Genomic DNA, 24273 nt, shown 5'->3' on the forward strand with positions numbered 1-24273 from the left:
CGGGCCGCCGATGCCGTCGTGGCGGGGGGCGCCCTGCTCCTCCTCGGCCGCTGGGCGCTCCTCCCCTCGCCGGACGCGCGCGGGGCCCCCGGCCCGCGCACTGCCGCCCCCACGAACCGTCCCCCGCCTATCCTTCGACGCATGCCCCTCCCCCTCCGTTCCCCGGGCGGCGGGCGTCTTTCGCCACGGGCCGCCGATGCCGTCGTGGCGGGTGCCGTCCTGCTCGTCGTCGCCGTCTGGACGCTCGTCTCCGCGCAGTACGCGAGCGAGCCCACCGTCCGTACGGTGCTCGGCTGGGTGCTGATCCTGATCGGGTGCGGAGCCCTGTACTTCCGGCGGCGACAGCCGGTCGCCGTCTCCGTCGTCACGCTGCTCGCCTGCGTCGTCTACTACCCGCTGTCCGCCCAGGACGGCCCGCTGATGATCGCCTTCGCGCTCGCGCTGTACACGACCGCCGCGGAAGGCCGCTTCGCCGCCGCCGTCGCGCTGGCCGCCGTGACCCTCCTCGCGGTCGGGCTCGGCGAGATCCGGCAGCGGCCGGGGCACCGGCAGATCGACGACACCTCGCTCGTGATGCTGGCCGGCTGGCTGATCAGCCTCGTCGCGGTGGGGCGGGCCCAGCGCACCCGGATCGCCTATCTGCACGAGGTGGAGCAGCGGGCGCTGGCCGCCGAGCGCGAGCAGGAGGCCCGGGCCCGGCAGAGCGCCACCGAGGAGCGGCTGCGGATCGCCCGGGAGGTGCACGACGTGCTCGGCCACAGCATCTCGCTGATCAACGTCCAGTCGGGTGCCGCGCTCCACCGCCTCGGCAAGGGGCCCGCTCCGGAGGCGGGGCTCGCCACCGCCACCGAGGCCCTGGAGGCGGTGAAGTCCACCAGCAAGGACGCGCTGCGCGAGCTGCGGGCCACCCTCGGGGTGCTGCGGCGTGCCGACGAGGCGACGCCTACGGCGCCGTCGTCCTCGGGTCTCGCGCTCCTCGGCGATCTCGCCGCACGCGCGCGTAGTGCCGGCCTCGACGTCCGCACGGATGTCACGGGCACGCCCGTGCCCCTTCCGCCGCCCGTCGACCTGGCCGCGTACCGGATCGTGCAGGAGTCGCTGACGAACGTCACCCGCCACGCGGGCGCAAGGACCGTCCGGATCACCCTCGACTGGGGCGCGGAGGCGGTGCGGCTGCGGATCGCGGACGACGGCGAGGGCGCGCCGGAGGGTCGTCCCCTGGGCAGCGGCATCCGGGGCATGGCCGAGCGGGCCCGTGCGTTCGGCGGCGAGCTGACCGCCGAGAATGGGGACGACGGCGGTTTCCTGGTGGACGCGCGACTGCCGCTGCCGGAACCCGGCACGCCCGGACGACCCACCGCGTCCGAACCGACCGCACCCGAACCCACCGCGTCCGACAGCGACGCCTCCGAGGGGGACCCCCGATGATCCGCGTCGTGCTCGCCGACGACCAGACCCTGGTCCGGGCCGGCTTCCGGTCGATCCTCTCCGACGAGGAGGACCTCCAGGTCGTCGGCGAGGCCGGGGACGGGGAGCAGGCGATCGCGCTCGCCCGCGAACTGCGCCCGGACGTGGTCCTGATGGACATCCGCATGCCGGTCCTCGACGGCCTGGAGGCCACGCGCCGCATCACCGCCGACGTGCGGCTCGAAGGGGTCCGGGTGGTCATCCTGACCACCTTCGACGCGGACGACCATGTGTACGGGGCGCTCCGCGCGGGCGCGTCGGGCTTCCTGGTGAAGGACACCGAGCCGATGGAACTGCTCCACGCGGTACGGGTCGTGGCGCGCGGCGACGCCCTGATCGCCCCGGCCGTGACGCGCCGTCTGATCGCCGAGTTCGCGGGCCGGGCCGACCGGCAGCCGGACCCCAGCCCCCGGCTCAACGCCCTCACCGAGCGGGAGCGGGAGGTCCTCGGTCTGGTGGGCGCCGGGCTCTCGAACGACGAGATCGCCGGCCGCCTCGTCCTGTCCCCCGCGACCGCGAAGACCCATGTCAGCCGGATCATGACCAAGCTGGCCGTACGGGACCGGGCGCAGCTGGTGATCCTGGCGTACGAGTCCGGGATGATCACGCCGGGCTGGCTGGCCTGACCGAGGACGGGCCCTCTCGGCGTCGGCCCGACCTCTAGGTGGCGGGAACCGCTCGGCACAACTCACGGGGTACGCGCGCGTGGGCAGGCACAACCGCTGGGGTACGGCCACTGTCCACCCGGGGGTGACGCCGGGCCCCTGACCGTACGCCGACGCTGATCGGGTGAACCAGGACGTACTCGATCTCGCGCGGCTGCAGTTCGCCCTCACGGCGGGCGGCCACTTCCTCTTCGTCGCCCTCACCCTGGGGCTCGCGACGGTCGTGGCCGTGCTCCAGACGCGGGCCACCTTCAGCCGGAAGCCGCTGGACGCGCGCATGGTGCGGTTCTGGGGCCAGCTGTACGTGATCAACTACGCGGTCGGCATCGTCACCGGTCTGGTGATGGAGTTCCAGTTCGGCATGACGTGGAGCGGGCTCACCCACGAGGCGGGCAACATCCTCGGGGCCTCGCTCGCCGTCGAGACGATCGTGGCGTTCTTCGTCGAGTCGACCTTCCTCGGCCTGTGGATCTTCGGCTGGAACCGGCTCAACCGCTGGGCCCACCTGGCGGCGATCTGGATCGTCGTCCTGACCGCGTACGTCTCGGCGTACTGGATCCTCGTCTCCAACGGCTTCCTCAACCACCCCGTGGGGTACGGCTCCGAGAACGGCGAGCTCGTCCTGGACGACCCGGTCGCGGTGCTGACCAACCCCTCCGCGCTGCTCGCCTTCGGGCACATCGTGGCGGGCGCGCTGCTCACGGCGGGGTTCTTCATGGCCGGGGTGAGCGCGTACCACCTGTTCCGGCGCAGTCCCGAGTGGGAGTTCTTCGGCCGCAGCCTGCGCATCGGGGTGTTCCTCTCGGCGCCCGCGCTGATGGTGACCGCCGTCTTCGGCGGCGTGCAGTTCGCCGTCCTCGACGCCTTCCAGCCGATGAAGTCGGCCGTGTTCAGCGGGAAGACAGCGGAGATCGCACGGGTCCAGGCAGAATTGACGGAACGTTTCGGACCCGGTGACTACGTGCCCTCGGAGGCATGGACCCGGGGCGGCGCTCTGGTGATGCTGATCTGCTTCGCGCTGATGATGTACCTGTGCTTCGCCGGGGTGATCCTGGCCGCCTTCAGGAAGGTCGTCTTCCGGTTCCGCCTGTGGCATCTCGTCCTGATGGCGGCCGTCCCTCTGCCGTACCTCGCGATGATCAGCGGCTGGGTGTTCCGGGAGTCCGGGCGGCAGCCCTGGGTGGTCTACGGACTGCTGAAGACGGAGGACGCGGTCTCGGACCTCTCCCCCGGCACCATGCGCCTCTCCCTCACCGTCTTCACCACGGTCTTCGTCCTGCTCGCCGTCCTCAACGCCTGGCTCCTCACCCGCCACGCCCGCCGGGGCCCGGTCGACGCCGGTCTCGGCCGCGACGAACGCCCCACCGCGGGCGAGGGCGGGAACGGGGACGGGACGACCGGCGAGGGCGGAACACCCGACGCGGCCGACACCCTCCCGGCCCCCCGCTACTGAACGCCCGTTCCCCCTCCCCCCAGGAAGCCCGAGGAGCCCCCGTGGAGACCCTGGCCATCGCCCTTCTCGCCTTCTTCGCGGCGGGCTGGTTCGTCCTCGCCGGGGCGGACATCGGCACCGGCATGCTGACGCCCTGGCTCGGCCGGAGCGACGGTGAGCGGCGGCTGGTCCTCGCCTCGTTCGCCCCGTTCTTCCTGGGCAACGAGGTCTGGCTCGTGGCCACCGTCGGCGTCCTCGTCGGCTGCTTCCCCGCTCTCGAAGGCGAACTCCTGAGCGGCCAGTTCCCGGTCCTCGTGGCCCTGCTGACCGGCTGGATCGTCCGCGACGCGGGCCTCTGGTCCCGCGGCCGCGGTCCGGGTCCGCGCTGGCGCGCCACCTGCGACGCGGCCGTGACCTGCGGGAGCTGGACCGTCGCACTGTCCTGGGGGTGGCTGCTCGCGGCCCTGCTCACCGGGCGCCCGTACGTGCCGGCGACCGGAGCGACGGCCCTCCTCACCGCGCTCGCCGTGGCCGCGCTGTTCACCGCGCACGGGCTCGGTTTCGCCACGCTCCGGCTCACGGGACTGCCGTACGAGCGCGCCCGCCGGCTCGTCGGACGCGCCGGGCGCCCCTGGCAGTCCTTCGCGCTCACCGCGGTCCTGATGGGCGGGCTTCCGCTCTGGGCGGGCACCGCGCTGCCGCTGGCCGAGCGGGCGGCGTCCCCCGCCACGCTCGGCCTGCTCGTGCCCGCCCTGCTGGTCGTGACACCGCTGCTCGTGGCCGTCCAGGCATGGATCTGGCATACGTTCCGGCACCGGGTCGCCGGGCCGTCGTACCTCTGAGAGGCAGGCTCAGGAGTCCTCGGGCCGGGACCGGGCGTTCTCCTCCTCCTGCTCCTTCTCCCTCTTGTGGTGAAGGGCCTTCTGCAAGCGCGCGACCACGGCCTCCCCGTACCTTCGGTGACCGTGGACGCGCGGGTCGTCCGTCACGTCGTACCGCTTCACATAGGCGCCGAGGAAGGCCTGGAGGGTGGCGACGGCCGGGATGGCGATCAGCGCGCCGACGACACCGAGCAGCGCCGTCCCCGCGATGACCGAACCGAAGGCCACCGCCGGGTGGATGTCCACCGTCTTCGACGTGAGCTTCGGCTGGAGCAGGTAGTTCTCGAACTGCTGGTAGATCACGACGAATCCGAGCACCCACAGCGCGTACCAGGGGTTCACCGTGAAGGCGAGCAGCATCGGCAGCGCGCCGGCCAGATAGGTGCCGATGGTCGGGATGAACTGCGATACCAGGCCCACCCACACCGCGAGCGCGGGCGCGTACGGCACGTCGAGGATCTCGAAGAGCACGAAGTGCGCGACACCGGAGATGAGGGCCATGAGTCCGCGCGAGTACAGATAGCCGCCCGTCTTGTCGACCGCGATCTCCCAGGCCCGCAGCACCTCGGCCTGCCGGGCCGGCGGCAGGACGGAGCAGAGCGCGCGCCGCAGCCGGGGCCCGTCGGCCGCGAAGTAGAACGAGAACAGGAAGATCGTCAACAGCCGGAACAGGCCGCCGAGGACGGTGGCGGAGACGTCGAGAACGCCGGACGCGCTGTTCTGGACGTACTTCTGCAGCCAGTCCGAGCTCAGGACGCTGTCCTGGACCTCGACCCGCGACAGATCCGTGCCGAAGGTCTGGTTGATCCAGTTGATCACGGAGTCGATGTACTTGGGGAAGTTCTCGACCATGTCCACGATCTGGCCGGCGAGCATCGACCCCAGGAGGACGACGAAGCCGACACTGAAGATCAGGACGGCGAAGAAGACGATGAAGGTGGCGAGCCCCCGGCGCATCCCGCGCGCCGCCATGCGCCCGACCGCCGGTTCGATGGCGAGGGCGAGGAAGAAGGCGAGCAGGATGTTGACGAGGAGGCCGACGAGCTGGTGGAAGGCCCAGTTGCCGAGAAGGAAGACGGAGTAGAGCGCGAGGGCCAGGACGATCGCACGCGGCAGCCACCGCGGCATGCGGGCCGCCTGGGCGGCGGACACGGGCGCGGGACCGCCGCCGTCGCCTCTGCCGCCCGGCGCCGTCGCCACGGCGGAGCCGGTCGGTCCGGTCGATTCGGCCGGTGCGCCCGGTGCAGTCGGTCCGGTCGGTCCGGTCGGTCCGGTCGGTCCGGTCGCGGCACTCGATCCGGTCGAACCGGTCGAACCCGTCGATGCGGTCAGGCCGGAGCCGTCGGTGTCATCGGTGTCGTCAGTCGGAGGAGCCACCCCGTCAGTCTCGCGCACCGCACGGACATTCCACCCCGGACCCCCCACATCCCCTTCGGTCACCTGCCGTGACCGGCACGGTCAGGTGCGCTCTGCGGCGGAGCGGCGGAGCGGACTGCCCGGAGAGCACACGGAGAGCGCCCGGCGACCGTCCGGTCACTGCTTCTCGGCGGGTACGTCGACGGCCGCGCAGACGGCCCGCCACACGTCCTTCGTCTCCCAGCCGGAATCCAGGGCCTCGTGCACCGTCCGGCCTCCGAGCTCGGCCATCACATGGTCACGCGCGAAGGACTCGGCGTAGGACGCACCGAAGTGGTCCGCCATCCGTTCCCAGAAAATCGTCAACCGCATGACCCCAGTATCCCGCTCCCAAGAGTGCAGCCCGCTCCGTAGCCCTTGTCACCGCGACTTTCCGCCCTACGGTCGGAGCATGGCCGAAAAACCACTCTCCTCCCCGTCAGCGACCCCCCTGGCCCGCGCCGAGCGTTTCGTCTGGCTGACGGCCCGGGTCCTGGAACAGCGCCGGTTCGCCTACCACTTCCTGCGCGGTGGCGCGGATCCGGTGGAGACGGCGCTCTCGGCGTACCTCAACGAGGACGGCGGCTACGGCCACGCGCTCGAACCCGATCTCCGCGGACCGGTGAGCCAGCCCCTGCACACCGCGCACGCGCTGCGGGTGCTGGACTCCATCGGCCGCTGCGGCGGGCTGCGCGTGGAGCGGATCTGCCGCTACCTCACGGACGTCTCCACCCACGAGGGCGCGCTCCCGGCGATCCACCCGTCGCAGCGCGCCTACCCGTCCGCGCCGTTCGTCCCCGTCGTCGACTCCCCGCCGAGCGCGCTGCTCACGACCGGCCCGGTGGTCGGGGTGCTGCACCGCAACCAGGTCTGGCACGCGTGGCTGTTCCGGGCCACCGAGTTCTGCTGGTCGGCGGTGGAGTCCCTGGAGAAGTCCCACCCGTACGAGGTCCAGGCGGCCGTCGCCTTCCTCGACGGGGCCCCGGACCGCGCGCGTGCGGAGGCGGCCGCCGACCGCCTCGGGCGCATGGTCCGGGAGCAACGGCTCGCCGTACTGGACCCGGGCCGGGAGGAGGACTACCCGGTGGCGGACGGGTACGCGCCGGGGGAGCGGCACTTCCCGCACGACTACGCGCGCGTGCCGGACTCGCTGGCGACCCGCTGGTTCACGGAGGAGGAGATGACCCGCTCCCTCGACCGGCTCGCGGCCGACCAGCAGGAGGACGGCGGCTGGCCGATCCGCTGGCGCACCTGGGCCCCCGGCACCGCTCTGGAGTGCCGTCCGATGATCACGGTCGAGGCCCTCCGCACGCTCCGCGCCCACGGCCGCCCGCTCGAATGACCTCGGGAGGCGGTCCGAACACCGGCCCCCTCGGTCGGAGACGCTTCGCCGGAGGTCACCAGCCCAGGGCCCGTACCCCCGCCGTGACGGCGACGGCCGCGCCCACCACGACCAGGAACGGTGCCCGCAGGACGAGGGCGACCGCCGCCGCCGCGAGACCGGCGGCGCGGGCGTCCAGGACGACGGTGCTGCCCATGCCGAACGTCTGCTGCGCGGTGAGCGCGGCGAGCAGCGCCACGGGCAGCAGGGCGGCGAGCCGCTGGACGAGCGGGCGCTCCAGCGCTCCGGCGGGTACGAGCAGGCCGGTCAGCTTCACCAGGTAGCACCCGGCGGCGGTCAGGGCGATCGCGATCCAGACGTTCATCGGGAGTCCTTCTCTCGTCCGGTGGGGCCCATCCGGCGGCCCTGGAACCAGAGCACCAGGGGCGCCGCGAGGGCTGCCGCGAGGACCGGGACGCCGGCGGGCAGCACGGGCAGCAGTCCGAGGCCGAGCAGGACGGCGATCCCGGCGGTGGCCCGCTCGGTCGCGGACTTCAGCATGGGGGCGAGCAGGGCCAGGAAGACGGCGGGTCCTGCCGCGTCGAGGCCCCAGGCCGCGGTGTCGCCGATCGCCTCGGCGCCGAGCGCCCCGAGGAGGGTGGTGGCGTTCCAGAGGACGTACAGCGTGAGTCCGGTGACGGTGAAGCCGATGCGGGCGGCCCGGCGGGTCGGCTGCGCGAGGGAGACGGCCGTGGTCTCGTCGATCACCCAGTGCGCGGCGAACGGCCTGACGGCCTTCGGCACGGCGAGGAGCTGGGAGAGGCGCAGCCCGTAGAAGGCGTTCCGGGTGCCCAGGAAGAAGGCACCGGCGGCCGCCGTGAAGGGGTTGCCGCCGGCTGCGAGCGCTCCGACCAGAGCGAACTGCGAGGCGCCGGTGAAGACGAGCAGGCTGAGGACGCAGGTCTGCAGGACGCTGAGGCCGGAGCCCGCCGAGGTCACGCCGAAGGCGAAGCCTGAGAGCCCGACGGCGACGCCGACCCCGAGGGCGTCGCGGACGACGGCCGCGTCGGGTTTGGTCGGTGTGCCGTCGCGTATGACGGGAGGTGCTGTCTGTTCTGCCACGTCAGGGACGTTACGGCAGCCCCGGCGGCCCGGTCTTGTACGTTCTTGCGCGCTGGTACGCCCCCGGCGGCACCCCGACGCTGCGGGTGAAATGCCGGTTGAGGTGCGACTGGTCGGTGAAGCCGACGGCCGCGGCCGCCTCCGCCGGCGGCGTCCCCGTGTCGAGCAGCTGCCTGGCCCGCCGTACGCGCGCGTCCGTCAGCCAGGTGTGCGGCGGCATCCCGTACGCGTCCCGGAAGGCCCGGAGGAGGGCGAAGGGACTGGTGCCGAGGTCCGTGGCGAGCCGCTCCAGGGTCGGCGGCTCGCTCATGCGGTCCTCCAGGACGGCACGCGCGCGTGCCGCGTTCCGGGCGCCCGCCGAGCGCGGCGGGAGCGGGGTGACGATCCCGCCGTGGCTGCGCAGCATCCGGGCGGTGACCAGCCGGAGCAGGCTGTCGGCCGCGAGCGCGTTGCCCTCCTCCGCGGCCCGGTGGACGCCGACGACGAGCCGGGCGGCGTACGGGTCGTCCACGACGGGCGTCGTGAAGCCGACCGAGCCGCGCAGGGCGAGGGTGTCGGCGGCGATGGACCGGACGATCTCCGCGTCGGGGTAGATCGTCCGGTACGTCCAGCCCTCGGGCACGCCCGCGTGGCCGGTGTGCGGAGTGTCGGGGTTCACCAGGGCGATCTGCCCGGGGCCCGCGTGGACGAGATCGTCGCGGTAGTGGAAGGCCTCGACGCCCTCGGTGATCGCGGCGAAGACGAAGGTCTCGTGGGTGTGCCGGGCGAAGGCCTTCTGGATGTAGTGGGCGTGCAGCAGGTCGACCCCGGGCAGCTCGGAGTACTGCCAGTACCGTGCCCGCTCCCCACTCGCCATGTCTCCATTCTGCGGCAGGGCCGAGGGGGCCGTCATGGTGCGCGCGGACATGCCGGTCCGGATATCCCCAGGTCCGGGCGGTTGTCAGTGCGGGGGTGCACGATGGGGGACATGGTCAGGTCCGCGCTCGACTCGTTCTCCCCCGCGACCCGCAGCTGGTTCACCGGGGCCTTCACCGCGCCCACGGCGGCGCAGGAGGGCGCCTGGACCGCCATCGGGGCGGGCTCCGACGTGCTCGTCGTCGCTCCGACCGGCTCGGGCAAGACCCTGGCCGCCTTCCTCGCCTCCCTCGACCGGCTCGCCTCCGCACCGCCGCCGGCCGAGCCGAAGAAGCGTTGCCGCGTGCTGTACGTGTCCCCGCTCAAGGCCCTCGCCGTGGACGTCGAGCGGAACCTGCGCTCGCCGCTGACCGGAATCCGGCAGGAGTCGGTGCGGCTCGGGCTTGCCGAGCCGGACATCCGGGTCGGCATCCGCTCCGGCGACACCCCGCCGGCCGAGCGCCGGTCGCTTGCGACCCGGCCGCCGGACATCCTGATCACCACGCCCGAGTCGCTGTTCCTGATGCTGACCTCCGCCGGCCGCGAGGCCCTCGCGGGCGTGGAGACGGTCATCCTGGACGAGGTCCACGCGGTCGCGGGCACGAAGCGGGGCGCGCACCTGGCCCTCTCCCTGGAGCGGCTCGACGAGCTGCTGCCCCGCCCCGCGCGCCGGATCGGCCTGTCGGCCACGGTCCGCCCGGTGGACGAGGTGGCCCGGTACCTGTCGCCGGGGCGCGCCGTGGAGATCGTGCAGCCGCGGTCGGGCAAGGAGTTCGACCTCTCCGTCGTCGTCCCCGTCGAGGACATGGGCGAGCTGGGAGGCTCCCCCGCCTCCGAAGGCAAGGACGGCGGCGACAAGCCGTCGATCTGGCCGCACGTCGAGGAGCGGATCGCCGACCTCGTCCAGTCCCACCGGTCCACGATCGTCTTCGCCAACTCCCGCCGGCTCGCCGAGCGCCTGTGCAACCGGCTCAACGAGATCGCGTACGAGCGGGCGACCGGCGAAGCGCTCCCCGACGGGGCTCCTCCCGCGGAGATCATGGCCCAGTCCGGCGCGGCCCAGGGCGCCCCGCCGCTGCTCGCCCGCGCCCACCACGGCTCGGTGTCGAAGGAGCAGCGGGCCCAGGTGGAGGAGGATCTGAAGGCGGGCCGGCTGCCCGCCGTGGTGGCCACCTCCAGCCTGGAGCTGGGCATCGACATGGGCGCGGTCGACCTGGTCGTGCAGGTCGAGTCGCCGCCCTCGGTGGCCTCCGGCCTCCAGCGCGTGGGCCGCGCGGGGCACCAGGTCGGCGCGGTGTCGACGGGCGTGGTCTTCCCCAAGTACCGGGGCGACCTGGTGCAGGCGGCCGTGGTCACCGAGCGGATGCGCACGGGCGCGATCGAGTCGATGCGGATCCCCGCCAACCCCCTGGACGTCCTGGCCCAGCAGCTGGTGGCCCTCGTCGCGCTCGACACCTGGCAGGTGGACGACCTGCTCGCCCTGGTGCGGCGGGCGGCGCCGTTCGCCTCGCTGCCCGAATCGGCGTTCACGGGCGTGCTGGACATGCTCGCCGGCCGGTACCCGTCGGACGCCTTCGCCGAGCTGCGCCCGCGCGTGGTCTGGGACCGGGTCGCCGGCACGGTCACGGGGCGACCGGGCGCGCAGCGGCTCGCCGTCACCTCGGGCGGCACGATCCCGGACCGGGGCCTCTTCGGCGTGTTCCTCGTCGGCTCGGACCCCAAGAAGGGCGGGGGCAGGGTCGGGGAGCTCGACGAGGAGATGGTGTACGAGTCCCGGGTCGGCGACGTGTTCACCCTCGGCACCACCTCGTGGCGGATCCAGGACATCACCCGGGACCGGGTGCTCGTCACGCCGGCCCCCGGGGTGCCGGGCAGGCTGCCGTTCTGGAAGGGCGACCAGCTGGGCCGTCCACTCGAACTGGGCCGGGCGGTGGGCGCGTTTCTCCGCGAGGTCGGCGCCCTCTCCGACGACGACGCGCGGCTGCGGCTGCTCGCCGCCGGTCTGGACGCCTGGGCCGCGGAGAACGTCCTGGCGTACCTCAGGGAGCAGCGCGAGGCCTGCGGCCACGTGCCCGACGACCGGACGATCCTGGTCGAGCGGTTCCGGGACGAGCTCGGCGACTGGCGGGTCGTCATCCACTCCCCGTTCGGCGCGCAGGTGCACGCCCCGTGGGCGCTGGCGCTCGGCGCGCGGCTGGCCGAGCGGTACGGCATGGACGCGCAGGTGATGCACGCGGACGACGGCATCGTGCTGCGCCTCCCGGACGCCGACCTGATGGGCCTGGACATGGGCCTGGACCTCCTCGACCACGAGCCGGTCGACCCCGGACGGCACCTCGACACGACGTTCGACGCCGACAAGGCGCCCGTCGGCGCGGCCGACGCCCTCTTCGACAAGGGCGAGATCGGTCAGATCGTCACCGACCAGGTGGGCGGCTCCGCACTGTTCGCGTCCCGGTTCCGCGAGTGCGCCGCGCGCGCCCTGCTGCTGCCCAAGCGCAACCCCGGCAAGCGCACCCCGCTCTGGCAGCAGCGGCAGCGCGCGGCCCAGCTCCTCCAGGTGGCGAGCGAGTTCGGCTCGTTCCCGATCGTCCTGGAGGCCGTCCGCGAGTGCCTTCAGGACGTCTTCGACCTCCCCGGTCTGACGGAGCTGATGGGGGACATCGAGGCCCGCCGGGTCCGCCTGGTCGAGGTCACCACCCCCGAACCGTCCCCGTTCGCCCGCTCGCTCCTCTTCGGCTACGTGGCGCAGTTCCTGTACGAGGGCGACTCCCCGCTCGCCGAGCGGCGGGCCGCCGCGCTCTCCCTGGACTCCCGGCTGCTCGCCGAGCTGCTCGGCCAGGCGGAGCTGCGCGAGCTGCTCGACGCCGATGTCCTGACGGAGCTGGAGCGGGAGCTCCAGTGGCTGACGGACGACCGCCGCGTCAAGGACATGGAGGGCGTCGCCGACCTGCTGCGGATCCTGGGCCCGCTGACCGAGGCCGGGCTGGCCGAGCGCGGCGCCGAGGCGGGCTGGGCGCCCGAGCTCGGGGCGGCACGCCGGGCGATCCGGGTGCGGATCGGCGGCCGGGAGCACTGGGCGGCCGTCGAGGACGCGGGCAGGCTCCGGGACGCCCTGGGCACGGCCCTGCCGGTCGGCGTGCCGGAGGCCTTCACCGAGCCGGTCAAGGACCCGCTGGGCGACCTCCTCGCGCGGTACGCGCGGACGCACGGCCCGTTCACCTCCTCCCAGGCCGCCACCCGCTTCGGCCTGGGCGCGGCCGTCACCGACGGCGCCCTCCAGCGGCTCGCCGCCTCGGGCCGCGTCGTCCAGGGCGAGTTCCATCCCTCCGGCATCGGCCAGGAGTGGTGCGACGCCACCATCCTGCGCCGGCTGCGCCGCCGCTCCCTCGCCGCCCTGCGCCACGAACTGGAGCCGGTGCCCCCTGCGGCGCTCGCCACCTTCCTGCCGCAGTGGCAGCACCTGGGGAGCAACAGCCTGCGCGGCATCGACGGCCTCGCCCGCGCGATCGAGCAGCTCCAGGGCGCACCCGTGCCCGCCTCCGCCCTGGAGAAGCTGATCCTGCCGTCCCGGGTCCGCGACTACTCCCCGGCGCTCCTCGACGAGCTGACGACCACCGGCGAGGTCGTCTGGGCGGGAGCCGGGGCGCTGCCCGGCAAGGACGGCTGGGTCTCGCTGTACCTGGCGGACGCGGCACCGCTGCTCCTCCCGCAGCCGCACCCCCTGGAGCTCTCCGCACTGCACGAGTCTGTGCTCACGACCCTCTCCGGCGGTTACGGCCTGTTCTTCCGGCAGATCGCCGACCAGATCCGGGCCACCACCCACCCGGACGCCACGGACCCGCAGCTGGCCGACGCCCTCTGGGATCTGGCCTGGTCCGGCCGTCTGACCAACGACACCCTGGCCCCGCTGCGCTCGCTCCTCGGCTCGGGCCGCACGGCCGGCTCCACCGCCCACCGCGCGCGCCGCACGGTCCCGCGCGGCCGGTACGGCACGCTGACCGCGGCCGCCCGCACCGCCTCCCGCACCGGCCCGCCCACCGTCTCCGGCCGCTGGTCCCTGCTCCCCCCGCCGGAACCGGAGCCGACCCACCGGGCGCACGCCCTCGCCCGCACCCTCCTCGACCGGCACGGCGTGGTCACCCGGGGCGCGGTGGCGGCCGAGGGCGTGGAGGGCGGTTTCTCCGCCACGTACCGGATCCTGGCCGCCTTCGAGGACAGCGGGCAGGCCCGGCGCGGCTATGTGGTCGAGGGTCTGGGCGCGGCCCAGTTCGCGATGGACGGGGCGGTGGACCGCCTCCGGGCCGCCGCGACCGCCCGCGACCGCGGGGCGGAGGCCGCGGCGGGCCCGCGCGCGCTGGTCCTCGCGTCGGCGGACCCGGCGAACGCCTACGGGGCGGCTCTGTCCTGGCCCGAGCCCCCGACGGGCGCCGGCCACAAGCCGGGCCGCAAGGCGGGTGCCCTGGTGGTGCTGGTCGACGGCGAACTCACGCTCTACATGGAGCGCGGCGGCAAAACGCTCCTGTCCTGGCCGGCGGACCCGGACGACCCGGCCCTGAAGGCCGCCGCGGAAGCCCTGGCGACCTCCGCGAAGGCGGGCACCCTGGGCACGGTGACGGTGGAGCGCGTCAACGGAGCGACGTCCCTGACGTCCCCCTTGGCCGCCCCCCTCGAAAAGGCGGGCTTCGTCGCCACCCCGAGAGGCCTCCGCCTCCGCGCGTAGGCAGCTCCCCCGCCCGAGCACAGCCACCAGCTCCAGCTCCCGCACGCACCCACACGTCGCACCCGCACCCGCACAAGACCCAGCCACCCGGCATCATGGAACCGTGCCCGAAGGAGACACCGTCTGGCAGACCGCCCACCGCCTCCACACCGCCCTGGCCGGCCGGCCACTGACACGCGCGGACCTCCGAGTCCCCCGTTTCGCCACCGCCGACCTGACCGGCCGCACGCTCCTGGACGTCACCCCCCGCGGCAAGCACCTCCTCGCCCGCATCGAGGGCGGTCTCACCCTCCACTCCCATCTGCGGATGGACGGCGCCTGGCGGGTGTACGCCACCGGGGCGCGCCCACACGGCGGCCCGGACCACCAGATCCGCGCGATCCTCGGAAACGCCGAGCACACCGCGTACGGCTACCGTCTCCCGGTTCTGGAACTCATCCGCACCGCCGACGAGCCGGACACGGTGGGCCACCTGGGCCCGGACCTGCTGGGCCCCGACTGGGGCGCGACGGCCGCCGAGGAGGCGACCCGCCGACTGACGGCGGACCCCGCTCGCGCACTCGGCGAGGCCCTGCTGGACCAGCGGAACCTGGCCGGCATCGGCAACGTGTACAAGTCGGAGCTGGCCTTCCTGGCCGGCGTCACGCCCTGGCTCGCGGTCGGCGATCTCAGCCCGGACGTCCCCGCCCGCCTGGTCGCGACCGCCCACCGTCTCCTGGACGCGAACAAGGACCGCCCCGACCGCCGCACGACGACCACCCGCCGCCCGGGCACTCCGCTGCACGTCTACGGTCGCGCCGGTCGTCCCTGCCTCCGCTGCGGCACCCCGATCCGCAAGGCGGAACTCGGCGACCGGGTCACGTTCTGGTGCCCCGGCTGCCAACAAGGTCCCGCCAACGAGGCCTCACCCGATCCCACCCGGTAATTGACGACCCGTCAGATCCAGTCGTACGGTCCGACCATGACGGACAAGGCGAACACGACGACCGCTCCGGCCACGACGACGGCCACGGCCACGACGACCGCGACCGCCACCGCCACCGCCACCGCGACGAACAGGCCACCCCTCCTCGCCTACGACCTCACCCACCGCACGGCCTTCGTCACCGGCGCCGGCAGTGGCATCGGCCGCGCCACCGCCGTCCTCCTCGCCCAGGCGGGCGCCACCGTGCACTGCGCGGACCGCGACGAGCCCGGCCTTGAGGAGACGGTCGCCCTCATCGCCCGCGAGGGCGGCACGGCGCACGCGCACCCGCTGGACGTCACCGACCGCGCCGCCCTCGCCGCCGCCGTCCGTGCGGCCGGCCCCCTCCACGTCATGGCCGCCGTCGCCGGGATCATGCACACGAGCTCGGTCCTGGAGACCCGCGACGAGGACCTGGACCGCGTGCTCGCAGTCAATTTCAAGGGCGTGCTCTACGCCTGCCAGGAGGCGGCCCGCTCGATGATCGCGGCCGGCGTCCCCGGCTCGATCGTCACCATGGCCTCGGGCGCGATGGACACCGCCAGCCCCGGCCTGCTCTGCTACAGCGTCACCAAGGCGGCCGTCGTGCAGCTGACGAAGACGTTGGCGACGGAAGCGGGCCGGCACGGCATCCGGGTCAACGCGGTCGCCCCGGGATGGATCCGCACCCCCATGACGGACCGCCACGAGCCGGCCGCCCAGGAACAGGCGGAAGCCGCGATGATCCGTCACTCGCCGCTGGGCCGGGTCGGGGAGGCCGAGGACATCGCGCACGCCGTCCTGCACCTCGCGTCCGACGCGTCCGCGTTCACGACAGGCCAGATCCTGCGCCCCAACGGCGGCGTCGCGATGCCCTGGTGATCCGCCGGGCGAGGACGCCCGGCCGTCCCGACGAGGCGGCCACGTGCACCGGCAGCAGACTCAGCCCCCAGCCGCCCGCGGCCACGGCGCCCTCGACCGTGCCGGCCTCCCCCGGCATCAGGAGCAGGCGCAGCACCGCCCACCACCAGAGCCCCCCGGCCACCAGCCCGATCGCGACCAGCGCGAGCGTCGCCGGCGGCATCCGTCGCCGTACCATGGCCGCCTCCTGCCGTCGACGCTAGACCGGCAGGATCACCCTGCGGGAGGGCGCACCGGAGGCAAACCCGGCGCACACGGCCCAGTCGTACGTTCCCCCCACCATGGCACGAGGCACCGGAACCCGGCATCTCAGGCAATGCGCCCCACCTCGTGGGAGCAGGAGAAAAGCCCCGGCCGACGCCCCCGAAGGGACACCGACCGAGGCTCGACCCCGTATCGCTTCGTACGGCGACGACTAGGCGGCGACGACGTCCACCGCTTCCGCGGGCGCCTTGATGGTCACCCGCTCGGTGGGCACACGGCCCACCGACGTCACCGACACCGAATTGAGCATCGGGCGTACCGGCGTCGGCACCGGTTCGCTCGCCGCTGCCGACTCGGCCAGTTCGGCCAGTGACAGCTCGTCGCTCACTTCACGCATGAGCTCGGACATCCGTACGTCCAACGCGTCGCAGATCGCGGAGAGCAGCTCGGAGGAAGCCTCCTTCTGCCCCCGCTCCACCTCGGAGAGATAGCCGAGCGAGACTCGGGCGGACGAGGAGACTTCGCGCAGAGTACGGCCTTGGCGCTGGCGCTGCCGACGCAGCACGTCACCCAACAGGCGACGGAGCAGAATCATCGGTGGCTCCCTCCTCGGACCGCGTAGCCGCATCCTTCACGCCCCACCGTACCGCCTCGCGCTGCGGCCGTGCGGGGAGCGATGTCGTGTTCACTCAGGGCTGCAAACATCAATTCCCCCCGTTGTGTTCCGTATCCTGTGCCCGCGCATTTCCCGAGAGTTCCTCGTGGAGCAGTTCCAGCACGCTCCGCACACTCTCTCTACGGATGTCCGCGCGGTCGCCGTTCAACCTCAACGAGAGCACTTTCCCGGCGCGGGCGCCCGTCGCGGCGGGTCCCGCGACCGCCACGTAGACGGTTCCGACCGGATGTCCGTCCTGCGGATCGGGCCCGGCGACCCCGGTCGTCGAGATCCCCCAGTGGGCGCCGAGCCGAACCCGTACACCGGCCGCCATCTGCAGCGCGACCTCGGGATCCACCGCTCCGCGCTCGGCGAGCAGGGCCGCGTCGACACCGAGCAGCTCCTGCTTGAGGGCTGTGGCGTAGGCCGTGACGGACCCCCGGAAGGAGGCCGAGGCACCGGGCACTCCGGTCAGCTCCGCGGCCACCAGTCCACCCGTGAGCGACTCCGCCGCGGCGAGCGTGTGACCACGCTCCGCGAGCAGCGCCAGCACCCGGGCGGCCTCGGTCATCGCGTCGCCGTCTCCGGCCGCGCGGCGGCCCGCTCGGCGGCGAGCCCCTTGCGGCGCAGCACGACCGCCTGGCGGACGTAGTCCAGACCGGTGACGACCGTCAGCACGACGGCCACCGCCATCACCCAGAAGCGCAGGGTGGCGAGCGGCCCGGTGAGCATCAGCACGTACATGCCGACGGCCGTGCCCTGGGCGAGCGTCTTCATCTTGCCGCCGCGGCTGGCCGGGATGACCCCGTGACGGATCACCCAGAACCGCATGAGGGTGATCCCCAGCTCGCGGGCCAGGATGACGCCGGTCACCCACCAGGGCAGGTCCCCGAGCGTGGACAGCGAGACGAGCCCGGCCGCCATGATCGCCTTGTCGGCGATCGGGTCGGCGATCTTCCCGAAGTCCGTGACCAGGTTGTACGCACGGGCGAGGTGCCCGTCGAAGACGTCCGTGATCATGGCGACGGCGAACGCCGCCCAGGCCCAGGCCCGCCATGCGGGGTCGTGACCGCCGTCCTGGAAGAGCAGCAGCACGAAGGCCGGCACGAGCACGAGCCGGATCATGGTCAGGATGTTGGCGATGTTCCACAGGCTGGCCTGGTTGACGGCCGCCGTGCCCAGCTTGCCGCGGGGCGCCGGCCTACCGGTCCCGCCCGTCGCGGATGCCGGGACTCCGGTCATCTGCCTGCCTCCTCGAAAAGACACTCGGCCACCAGGTCGACGCCCTCCGTGCCGACGACCTTCGCCATGACCATACGGCCCGGAGCCAGGTCGGGGCTCGTACCGCCGGCCGTGGTGAGGACCACCTGACCATCGGTCTCGGGCGCCTGGTGCGCGGCGCGGCCGATCACGCCGTCCTCGTCGTCCACGGACTCGACCAGTACGTCAAGGGTCTCTCCGATCCGCTCCTCCGCGCGCTGCGCGGTGAGCTCCTCGGCAAGCCGGGAGAGGTGGGCGAGGCGGGCGTCGACGACGTCCTGATCGAGCTTGTGCTCGTACGTGGCGGCCTCGGTGCCGTCCTCGTCGGAGTAGCCGAAGACACCGATGGCGTCGAGCCGGGCGTGGGTGACGAAGCGTTCCAGCTCGGCGAAGTCCGCCTCGGTCTCGCCGGGGAAGCCGACGATGAAGTTGGAGCGGGCACCGGCCGTCGGGGCCTTGGAGCGGATGGTCTCCAGAAGCTCCAGGAAGCGGTCGGTGTCGCCGAAGCGGCGCATGGCCCGCAGCACGTCGGGAGCGCTGTGCTGGAAGGACAGGTCGAAGTACGGCACGACCTTGTCGGTCGACGTGAGGACGTCGATCAGGCCGGGGCGCATCTCGGCGGGCTGGAGGTAGCTGACGCGGACGCGCTCGATGCCGTCGACCGCGGCGAGCTCGGGCAGCAGGCTCTCCAGGAGCCGGATGTCACCGAGGTCCTTGCCGTACGAGGTGTTGTTCTCGGAGACCAGCATGACCTCCTTCACACCCTGCTCGGCGAGCCAGCGCGTCTCGTTCAGCACGTCCGAGGGACGGCGCGAGACGAAGGAGCCGCGGAAGGAGGGGATGGCGCAGAAGGAGCAGCGGCGGTCGCAGCCGGAGGCCAGCTTCACGGAGGCGACCGGGCTGGTGTCCAGACGCCGGCGGAGCGGCGCACGCGGCCCGGAGGCGGGCGCGAGACCGTCCGGCAGGTCGCTCGGCACGTCCTCGGGTGCGGAGGCCGGGGTGGCGGCCGGAGCGGGCGCCGGAGCGTCCACGACGCCGTGACCGGGGAGGGCGACCGCGGCGGCGGCCGCCTGGCGCTCCACCGGCGAGAGCGGCAGCAGTTTGCGCCGGTCACGCGGGGTGTGGGCCTCGACACTGCCACCGCTGAGGATGGTCTGGAGGCGGTTGGAGATGTCGGAGTAGTCGTCGAAGCCCAGGACGCCGTCGGCCTCCGGGAGGGCTTCGGCGAGTTCCTTGCCGTATCGCTCGGCCATACAGCCGACGGCGACCACGGCCTGGGTGCGGCCGTGGTCCTTCAGATCATTGGCTTCGAGGAGGGCGTCGACGGAGTCCTTCTTGGCGGCCTCGACGAATCCACAGGTGTTGACGACGGCGACATCCGCGTCCTCGGCGTTCTCGACGAGCTCCCAGCCGTCCGCTGCCAAGCGGCCTGCGAGCTCCTCCGAGTCCACCTCGTTACGGGCGCAGCCAAGAGTGACAAGGGCGACGGTACGGCGTTCGGGCATGGACTCAAGACTACTTCGTCCCGGCCGTTGCCCCGTCGCGCAGGGTTCACCTGCGCGACAGGGGCCACATCACGTGCCCGGAGGGGGCGGCTCAGCCGGCCTCGGGGTCACCCTTGGTGTACGTCAGCCGCTCGACCTGGCCGGATTCGAACTTGTCGTCGATCTTCTTGCCGTTCACGTAGAGCTCGATCGCTCCGGCGTTGCCGAGGACCAGGTCGATGCGCTCGTCGTCCTGGAAGGTCTTGGACTCGCCGTCCAGGAGGAGCCCGTCGAAGAGGAGCTTGCCGTTGGCGTCCTTGGCCGAGATCCAGCTCTTGCCGTCGGTGGCGGTCATCTTCACCGTCACCTTGTCCTGCGGGACCGCGGCGATCGCGCTCTCGGTGGGCTTCGGCGGCGCGGGCTTGACCGGCTTCGGCTTGCCGGCGGACGTGGCCTTCTCCGGCGCGGGCGCCGGGCCGCCGTCCGCGGTGGTGGTGCCCTTGGGCGCCTCGTTGCCGTTGAACATCGTGAAGCCGACGAACCCGACGACGGCGACGATGGCCGCGACCATCGCGGCGGTCCAGTTGGGCCGACGCGGCTCGGGGCGGATGCGTTCCGCCTCGAACAGCGGGGCGGCGGGGGTGGGCGCGGGGCGACCGCCGTGCTCGGCGTCGTACTGCTCGATCAGCGGGGCCGGATCGAGGCCGACGGCACGCGCGAGCGTGCGGATGTGACCGCGGGCGTAGACGTCGCCGCCGCAGCGCGAGAAGTCGTCCTCCTCGATCGCGTGCACGATCGGAATCCGGACACGGGTGGAGGCACTGACCTCTTCGACGGTGAGACCGGCGGCGATGCGGGTCTGCTGGAGAGCGCGACCGATCGAGTCCCGGTCGTCTGCCGGGAAGATCCGGTCGTCTTCGGGGGAGTTGCCGATGGACACGAGAGCGCCTTTCGAGCGTGTAGCCACCTGCTGGACGTTCAGTCTATGGGTGGTACGAAAGGGTGGGGCAACCGGGCGGGTGCTGTTTGTACGCCATGAGGCTGGGACATCCTTCTGTCCCTCCGCTCAACTTGACGTACGGCCAGGGGAAACGGTTGCCCTCCATTCCCTTACGAGTGAGTCTCGGCCCGGTCTCGATCGGGTACCCGCTCCCCGGCCGCGTACGCCGGCCGGATCCCGCCTTACTCCAACCGGATCCCGCCTTACTCCAACCGGACCCCGCTCTTGCTCCGATCGGGCCCCCGCAGGCCGGTCCGGCCCCGGGCTACTCCCCCGTCTGCCCCCGGATCACGTCAAGGACCGCGTCCAACTCGTCGGGCTTGACCAGCACGTCGCGCGCCTTGGAGCCCTCGCTCGGCCCGACGATGTTCCGCGACTCCATGAGGTCCATCAGCCGGCCGGCCTTCGCGAAGCCGACGCGCAGCTTCCGCTGGAGCATGGAGGTGGAGCCGAACTGTGTGGAGACGACCAGTTCGGCGGCCTGGCACAGCAGATCGAGGTCGTCGCCGATGTCCTCGTCGATCTCCTTCTTCTGCCGGGTCCCGACGGTGACGTCCTCCCGGAAGACCGGGGTCATCTGGTCCTTGCAGTGCTGCACGACGGCCGCGACCTCGTGCTCGGTGACGAAGGCACCCTGCATGCGGACGGGCTTGTTGGCGCCCATCGGCAGGAACAGTCCGTCACCCTTTCCGATGAGCTTCTCGGCGCCCGGCTGGTCGAGGATGACCCGGCTGTCGGCGAGCGAGGAGGTCGCGAAGGCGAGCCGGGAGGGCACGTTGGCCTTGATGAGTCCGGTGACGACGTCGACGGACGGCCGCTGGGTGGCGAGCACGAGGTGGATGCCCGCAGCCCGCGCGAGCTGCGTGATGCGGACGATCGAGTCCTCGACGTCCCGGGGCGCCACCATCATCAGGTCGGCGAGCTCGTCGACGATCACGAGCAGGTACGGGTACGGGTTGAGCTCCCGCTCGCTGCCCTCGGGCAGCTTGATCTTGCCGTCCCGGATCGCCTGGTTGAAGTCGTCGATGTGCCGGTAGCCGAAGGCCGCCAGATCGTCGTAACGGAGGTCCATCTCCTTCACCACCCACTGGAGGGCCTCTGCGGCCCGCTTGGGGTTGGTGATGATCGGGGTGATGAGGTGCGGGATGCCCTCGTACGCGGTGAGCTCGACCCGCTTGGGGTCGACGAGCACCATCCGGACGTCCTCTGGGGTCGCTCTTATCATGATCGAAGTGATCAGGCAGTTGATGCAGGAGGACTTTCCGGAGCCGGTGGCACCGGCGACCAGGACGTGCGGCATCTTCGCCAGGTTGGCCATCTCGTAGCCGCCCTCGACGTTCTTGCCGAGCGCCACGAGCATCGGGTGGTCGTCCTCGGCCGCGGCGGCGAGCCGCAGGACGTCGCCGAGGTTGACCATCTCCCGGTCACTGTTGGGGATCTCGATGCCGACCGCGGACTTGCCGGGGATCGGCGAGATGATCCGCACGTCCGGGGAGGCCACGGCGTACGCGATGTTCTTGGTCAGGGCCGTGATCTTCTCGACCTTCACGGCGGGGCCGAGCTCGACCTCGTACCGCGTGACCGTCGGCCCCCGGGTGAAGCCGGTGACGGCGGCGTCGACCTTGAACTCGGTGAAGACGTTGGAGAGCGAGTCCACCACGGCGTCGTTGGCGGCGCTGCGCGTCTTGCCGGGCCCGCCGCGCTCCAGGAGGTCGAGCGAGGGCAGGGAGTACGTGATGTCGCCGGACAGCTGGAGCTGCTCGGCCCGGGGCGGCAGATCGGTCGGCTCGGGCGCCGGCTTGGTCAGATCCGGTACGCCTCCGCCGGGCCGCTGGTCCCCGCCACGGGCAGGCGGCACGGGAGCGGCGGGGGCCGCCGTTTCCGCCGCCTCGGCCGCGGCCTTCGCGGCGGCGTCCACGGCGGCCTTGCGGTCGGCGGTGACGTCCCTGGTGAGGTCGGCGACGATCGGGGAGGGCGGCATGCCGTTGAGCACCGCGCCGTCGAGCGCGGCGGCGGCGGCCGCGGCGACGTCCACCGGGTCCAGGCCGTGGTCGAAGGCGGGCTCCGGGGTGGGACGGCGGGCCTGCCGGCTGCGCCGGTCGAGCATCTCGGCCTCGGCCCGGTCCACGTCGTAGGGATCCACGGGGCCGCGGCGTCGCGCGGGCCGGGCGGTGCGGGGCTGCGGCCGCGCCTCACGCCATTCCTCGTCGTACTCGTCGTACTCCCCGGAGGGGCTCCCCTGGCCCTCGGAGCGGTCCTCCGCGGGGTCGTAGGCGGGCTCGACGATGCCGAGCCTGGCGCCGAGGGTGCGCAGCCGCTGCGGGATCGCGTTGACCGGGGTGGCGGTGACGACGAGCAGTCCGAAGACCGTGAGCAGGACCAGCATGGGGACGGCGAGGACTTCGCCCATCATGAAGACGAGCGGCTGGGACGCGGCCCAGCCGATGAGGCCGCCGGCGTCCTGCATGGCCTCGCTGCCGTCGCCGCGGCCGGGTGAACCGCAGGCGATGTGGACCTGACCGAGGACGCCGATGACAAGGGCGGAGAGGCCGATGCTGATCCGGCCGTTGGCCTCGGGCTTCTCCGGGAAGAGGATGAGGCGTACGCCGATCGCGCCGAGGAGCAGCGGAACGAGCAGATCGAGGCGGCCGAAGGAACCGGTGACCAGCATCTCGACGAGGTCGCCGACCGGCCCGCGGAGGTTGGACCAGGTGCCCGCCGCGACGATCAGGGCGAGACCGAGGAGCAGCAGCGCGAGCCCGTCCTTGCGGTGGGCCGGGTCGAGGCCCTTGGCGCCGCGCCCTATCCCCCGGAACATCGCGCCCACGGCGTGCGCGAGGCCGAGCCAGGCGCCGCGCGCGAGCCGGTAGACGCCCCCGGTGGGGGACGGCGCGGGCCGGGGAGGGGCCTTCTTCGCCGCGGTCTTCCGCGCGGGCGCGCGCTTGGCGGGCGCGGCCTTCTTGGCCGCCGCCTTCTTGGCGGGCGGCTTGGCGGGGGACTTCGCGGGTGCCGCTTTCTTCGCGGCGCCCGCCGTACGGCCGGCGCGCGGCTTTGCGGTGCCCGCCGTGCCCTGGGAACCCTTGCCGGACGTACGTGAAGCCATGATGCCGAGGTTACCGGTGTGAAGACCGGCTGTCCGCCTCACCCGTTCGTGTCGCTCCCACCGCGACCCGAAGCTGACGCCGCATCACGCGGGACAGCGGGCGCCCGACGCCTCGGTGACGGTACGTCAGCCCTGGGTCGGAAGCGTCGGCGCGGGTCCTGTGCCCGGCTCCAGCGCGTCCAGCGCCCGGCGCAACCCGGTGAGCTTGCGCTCCAGATGCGCGGCGGTGGCGACGGCGGCCGCGTCGGCGGAGTCGTCGTCGAGCTGCTTGGACAGCGCCTCCGCCTGCTCCTCGACGGCCGCGAGCCGGGCCGACAGCTCGGCGAGCAGACCGGCGGCCTCCTTGCCGTGACCGCCCTCGCCGCCGCCCTCCAACTGCAGCCGAAGCAGCGCGGCCTGCTCGCGCAGCTTGCAGTTCTTCATGTACAGCTCGACGAAGACCGAGACCTTGGCGCGCAGCACCCACGGGTCGAACGGCTTCGAGATGTAGTCGACCGCCCCGGCCGCGTACCCACGGAACGTGTGGTGGGGACCGTGGTTGATGGCGGTGAGGAAGATGATCGGAATGTCCCGGGTCCGCTCCCGCCGCTTGATGTGCGCGGCTGTCTCGAAGCCGTCCATACCCGGCATCTGGACGTCGAGCAGGATGACCGCGAAGTCGTCCGTCAACAGCGCCTTGAGCGCTTCCTCCCCGGACGATGCCCGCACCAGCGTCTGATCGAGCGCGGAGAGAATGGCCTCCAGCGCCAGCAGATTCTCCGGCCGGTCATCGACCAGGAGGATCTTGGCCTTCTGCACCATGC

At 72.7% G+C, this 24273-nt stretch carries 21 protein-coding genes; 8 read left to right on the top strand and 13 right to left on the bottom strand.

Features of this window, described 5'->3' with window-relative positions:
- Positions 1 to 141 precede the first annotated feature (141 nt).
- The 4 genes from IF00_RS0138085 to IF00_RS0138100 all read left to right on the top strand — a co-directional run bounded on the left by IF00_RS0138085 (position 142) and on the right by IF00_RS0138100 (position 4406).
- Entirely contained in the window at positions 142 to 1428 is a 1287-nt protein-coding gene (locus tag IF00_RS0138085; RefSeq protein ID WP_030326308.1) for a sensor histidine kinase, read from the top strand.
- Entirely contained in the window at positions 1425 to 2093 is a 669-nt protein-coding gene (locus tag IF00_RS0138090; RefSeq protein ID WP_030326310.1) for a response regulator, read from the top strand. The genes IF00_RS0138085 and IF00_RS0138090 overlap by 4 nt, the downstream gene beginning before the upstream one ends.
- Before the next feature lie 163 nt (positions 2094 to 2256).
- Positions 2257 to 3585 carry a cytochrome ubiquinol oxidase subunit I gene (locus IF00_RS0138095; RefSeq protein ID WP_030326312.1) on the top strand — a complete coding sequence of 443 codons (1329 nt, stop codon included), beginning with the start codon at positions 2257 to 2259 and terminating at the stop codon, positions 3583 to 3585.
- A 41-nt stretch (positions 3586 to 3626) separates the two neighbouring features.
- The gene (locus IF00_RS0138100) at positions 3627 to 4406 is read left to right on the top strand and encodes a cytochrome d ubiquinol oxidase subunit II (RefSeq protein WP_030326313.1); all 780 of its coding nucleotides are present in this window, start codon (positions 3627 to 3629) and stop codon (positions 4404 to 4406) included.
- Positions 4407 to 4415: 9 nt separating this feature from the next.
- Here the strand turns inward: IF00_RS0138100 and IF00_RS0138105 are convergent, their stop codons facing one another.
- Both IF00_RS0138105 and IF00_RS0138110 read right to left on the bottom strand, forming a co-directional pair.
- Positions 4416 to 5573: an AI-2E family transporter gene (locus tag IF00_RS0138105; RefSeq protein WP_078945023.1), complete on the bottom strand. Its 1158-nt coding sequence runs from the start codon at positions 5571 to 5573 to the stop codon at positions 4416 to 4418.
- Positions 5574 to 5978: 405 nt separating this feature from the next.
- Positions 5979 to 6173: a DUF3046 domain-containing protein gene (locus tag IF00_RS0138110; RefSeq protein WP_030326317.1), complete on the bottom strand. Its 195-nt coding sequence runs from the start codon at positions 6171 to 6173 to the stop codon at positions 5979 to 5981.
- A gap of 79 nt (positions 6174 to 6252) precedes the next feature.
- On the opposite strand from IF00_RS0138110, the gene IF00_RS0138115 reads away from it, so the two are divergent.
- A complete protein-coding gene (locus tag IF00_RS0138115; RefSeq protein ID WP_030326318.1) occupies positions 6253 to 7182 on the top strand; it encodes a hypothetical protein in 930 nt (309 codons plus the stop codon).
- A gap of 55 nt (positions 7183 to 7237) precedes the next feature.
- Here IF00_RS0138115 and IF00_RS0138120 read toward each other — a convergent pair whose 3' ends face one another.
- The 3 genes from IF00_RS0138120 to IF00_RS0138130 are packed head-to-tail and all read right to left on the bottom strand — an operon-like array spanning position 7238 to position 9139.
- Positions 7238 to 7546 carry an AzlD domain-containing protein gene (locus tag IF00_RS0138120; RefSeq protein ID WP_030326320.1) on the bottom strand — a complete coding sequence of 103 codons (309 nt, stop codon included), beginning with the start codon at positions 7544 to 7546 and terminating at the stop codon, positions 7238 to 7240.
- Complete coding sequence (locus tag IF00_RS0138125; protein WP_030326325.1) at positions 7543 to 8283, bottom strand: AzlC family ABC transporter permease; 741 nt, start codon at positions 8281 to 8283, stop codon at positions 7543 to 7545. Before IF00_RS0138125 ends, IF00_RS0138120 begins: the two co-directional genes overlap by 4 nt.
- 10 nt (positions 8284 to 8293) lie before the next feature.
- A complete protein-coding gene (locus IF00_RS0138130) occupies positions 8294 to 9139 on the bottom strand; it encodes an AraC family transcriptional regulator (RefSeq protein WP_030326326.1) in 846 nt (281 codons plus the stop codon).
- A gap of 111 nt (positions 9140 to 9250) precedes the next feature.
- Here IF00_RS0138130 and IF00_RS0138135 point away from each other — a divergent pair, with 111 nt between their 5' ends.
- The 3 genes from IF00_RS0138135 (at position 9251) to IF00_RS0138145 (ending at position 15725) form a co-directional block, all read left to right on the top strand.
- Positions 9251 to 13900: an Lhr family ATP-dependent helicase gene (locus IF00_RS0138135; RefSeq protein WP_030326327.1), complete on the top strand. Its 4650-nt coding sequence runs from the start codon at positions 9251 to 9253 to the stop codon at positions 13898 to 13900.
- 103 nt (positions 13901 to 14003) lie between these two features.
- Positions 14004 to 14825 (top strand): Fpg/Nei family DNA glycosylase, encoded by an 822-nt coding sequence (locus IF00_RS0138140; protein WP_030326328.1) that lies wholly within the window; start codon positions 14004 to 14006, stop codon positions 14823 to 14825.
- Positions 14826 to 15725: an SDR family NAD(P)-dependent oxidoreductase gene (locus tag IF00_RS0138145; protein WP_425338358.1), complete on the top strand. Its 900-nt coding sequence runs from the start codon at positions 14826 to 14828 to the stop codon at positions 15723 to 15725.
- Here the strand turns inward: IF00_RS0138145 and IF00_RS44400 are convergent.
- From IF00_RS44400 to IF00_RS0138180, 8 genes are all read right to left on the bottom strand, one after another.
- Complete coding sequence (locus IF00_RS44400) at positions 15673 to 15942, bottom strand: hypothetical protein (RefSeq protein WP_078945022.1); 270 nt, start codon at positions 15940 to 15942, stop codon at positions 15673 to 15675. The two genes, IF00_RS0138145 and IF00_RS44400, sit on opposite strands and share 53 nt — an antisense overlap.
- A 237-nt stretch (positions 15943 to 16179) precedes the next feature.
- On the bottom strand, positions 16180 to 16563 hold the full coding sequence (locus tag IF00_RS0138150; protein WP_030326330.1) for a helix-turn-helix domain-containing protein: 384 nt from the start codon (positions 16561 to 16563) through the stop codon (positions 16180 to 16182).
- Positions 16564 to 16672: 109 nt separating this feature from the next.
- Positions 16673 to 17194, bottom strand: a complete 522-nt coding sequence (locus IF00_RS0138155) for a CinA family protein (protein WP_030326331.1) — start codon at positions 17192 to 17194, stop codon at positions 16673 to 16675.
- Positions 17191 to 17865 (bottom strand): CDP-diacylglycerol--glycerol-3-phosphate 3-phosphatidyltransferase, encoded by a 675-nt coding sequence (gene pgsA / locus IF00_RS0138160; protein WP_030326332.1) that lies wholly within the window; start codon positions 17863 to 17865, stop codon positions 17191 to 17193. Before pgsA ends, IF00_RS0138155 begins: the two co-directional genes overlap by 4 nt.
- Positions 17862 to 19388, bottom strand: coding sequence for a 30S ribosomal protein S12 methylthiotransferase RimO (gene rimO / locus IF00_RS0138165; protein WP_030326333.1), 1527 nt, complete (start codon positions 19386 to 19388; stop codon positions 17862 to 17864). Before rimO ends, pgsA begins: the two co-directional genes overlap by 4 nt.
- 91 nt (positions 19389 to 19479) lie before the next feature.
- Positions 19480 to 20307 (bottom strand): helix-turn-helix domain-containing protein, encoded by an 828-nt coding sequence (locus tag IF00_RS0138170; RefSeq protein ID WP_030326335.1) that lies wholly within the window; start codon positions 20305 to 20307, stop codon positions 19480 to 19482.
- A 325-nt stretch (positions 20308 to 20632) separates the two neighbouring features.
- A complete protein-coding gene (locus tag IF00_RS0138175; protein ID WP_051820838.1) occupies positions 20633 to 23470 on the bottom strand; it encodes a DNA translocase FtsK in 2838 nt (945 codons plus the stop codon).
- Between the two features lie 126 nt (positions 23471 to 23596).
- Positions 23597 to 24271: a response regulator gene (locus IF00_RS0138180; RefSeq protein ID WP_030326339.1), complete on the bottom strand. Its 675-nt coding sequence runs from the start codon at positions 24269 to 24271 to the stop codon at positions 23597 to 23599.
- Between the last annotated feature and the right edge of the window lie 2 nt (positions 24272 to 24273).

Source organism: Streptomyces flavochromogenes, assembly GCF_000717595.1.
GTDB lineage: Bacteria > Actinomycetota > Actinomycetes > Streptomycetales > Streptomycetaceae > Streptomyces > Streptomyces flavochromogenes.

Excerpts from the sequence above, each read along its gene's own strand:
- IF00_RS0138090 (WP_030326310.1), top strand. The coding sequence starts at position 1,425 with ATGATCCGCGTCGTGCTCGCCGACGACCAGACCCTGGTCCGGGCCGGC.
- IF00_RS0138130 (WP_030326326.1), bottom strand. The coding sequence starts at position 9,139 with ATGGCGAGTGGGGAGCGGGCACGGTACTGGCAGTACTCCGAGCTGCCC.
- IF00_RS0138120 (WP_030326320.1), bottom strand. The coding sequence starts at position 7,546 with ATGAACGTCTGGATCGCGATCGCCCTGACCGCCGCCGGGTGCTACCTG.
- IF00_RS0138155 (WP_030326331.1), bottom strand. The coding sequence starts at position 17,194 with ATGACCGAGGCCGCCCGGGTGCTGGCGCTGCTCGCGGAGCGTGGTCAC.
- pgsA (WP_030326332.1), bottom strand. The coding sequence starts at position 17,865 with ATGACCGGAGTCCCGGCATCCGCGACGGGCGGGACCGGTAGGCCGGCG.
- IF00_RS44400 (WP_078945022.1), bottom strand. The coding sequence starts at position 15,942 with ATGGTACGGCGACGGATGCCGCCGGCGACGCTCGCGCTGGTCGCGATC.
- IF00_RS0138115 (WP_030326318.1), top strand. The coding sequence starts at position 6,253 with ATGGCCGAAAAACCACTCTCCTCCCCGTCAGCGACCCCCCTGGCCCGC.
- rimO (WP_030326333.1), bottom strand. The coding sequence starts at position 19,388 with ATGCCCGAACGCCGTACCGTCGCCCTTGTCACTCTTGGCTGCGCCCGT.
- IF00_RS0138175 (WP_051820838.1), bottom strand. The coding sequence starts at position 23,470 with ATGGCTTCACGTACGTCCGGCAAGGGTTCCCAGGGCACGGCGGGCACC.
- IF00_RS0138180 (WP_030326339.1), bottom strand. The coding sequence starts at position 24,271 with ATGGTGCAGAAGGCCAAGATCCTCCTGGTCGATGACCGGCCGGAGAAT.
- IF00_RS0138135 (WP_030326327.1), top strand. The coding sequence starts at position 9,251 with ATGGTCAGGTCCGCGCTCGACTCGTTCTCCCCCGCGACCCGCAGCTGG.
- IF00_RS0138085 (WP_030326308.1), top strand. The coding sequence starts at position 142 with ATGCCCCTCCCCCTCCGTTCCCCGGGCGGCGGGCGTCTTTCGCCACGG.
- IF00_RS0138150 (WP_030326330.1), bottom strand. The coding sequence starts at position 16,563 with ATGATTCTGCTCCGTCGCCTGTTGGGTGACGTGCTGCGTCGGCAGCGC.
- IF00_RS0138105 (WP_078945023.1), bottom strand. The coding sequence starts at position 5,573 with ATGCCGCGGTGGCTGCCGCGTGCGATCGTCCTGGCCCTCGCGCTCTAC.
- IF00_RS0138110 (WP_030326317.1), bottom strand. The coding sequence starts at position 6,173 with ATGCGGTTGACGATTTTCTGGGAACGGATGGCGGACCACTTCGGTGCG.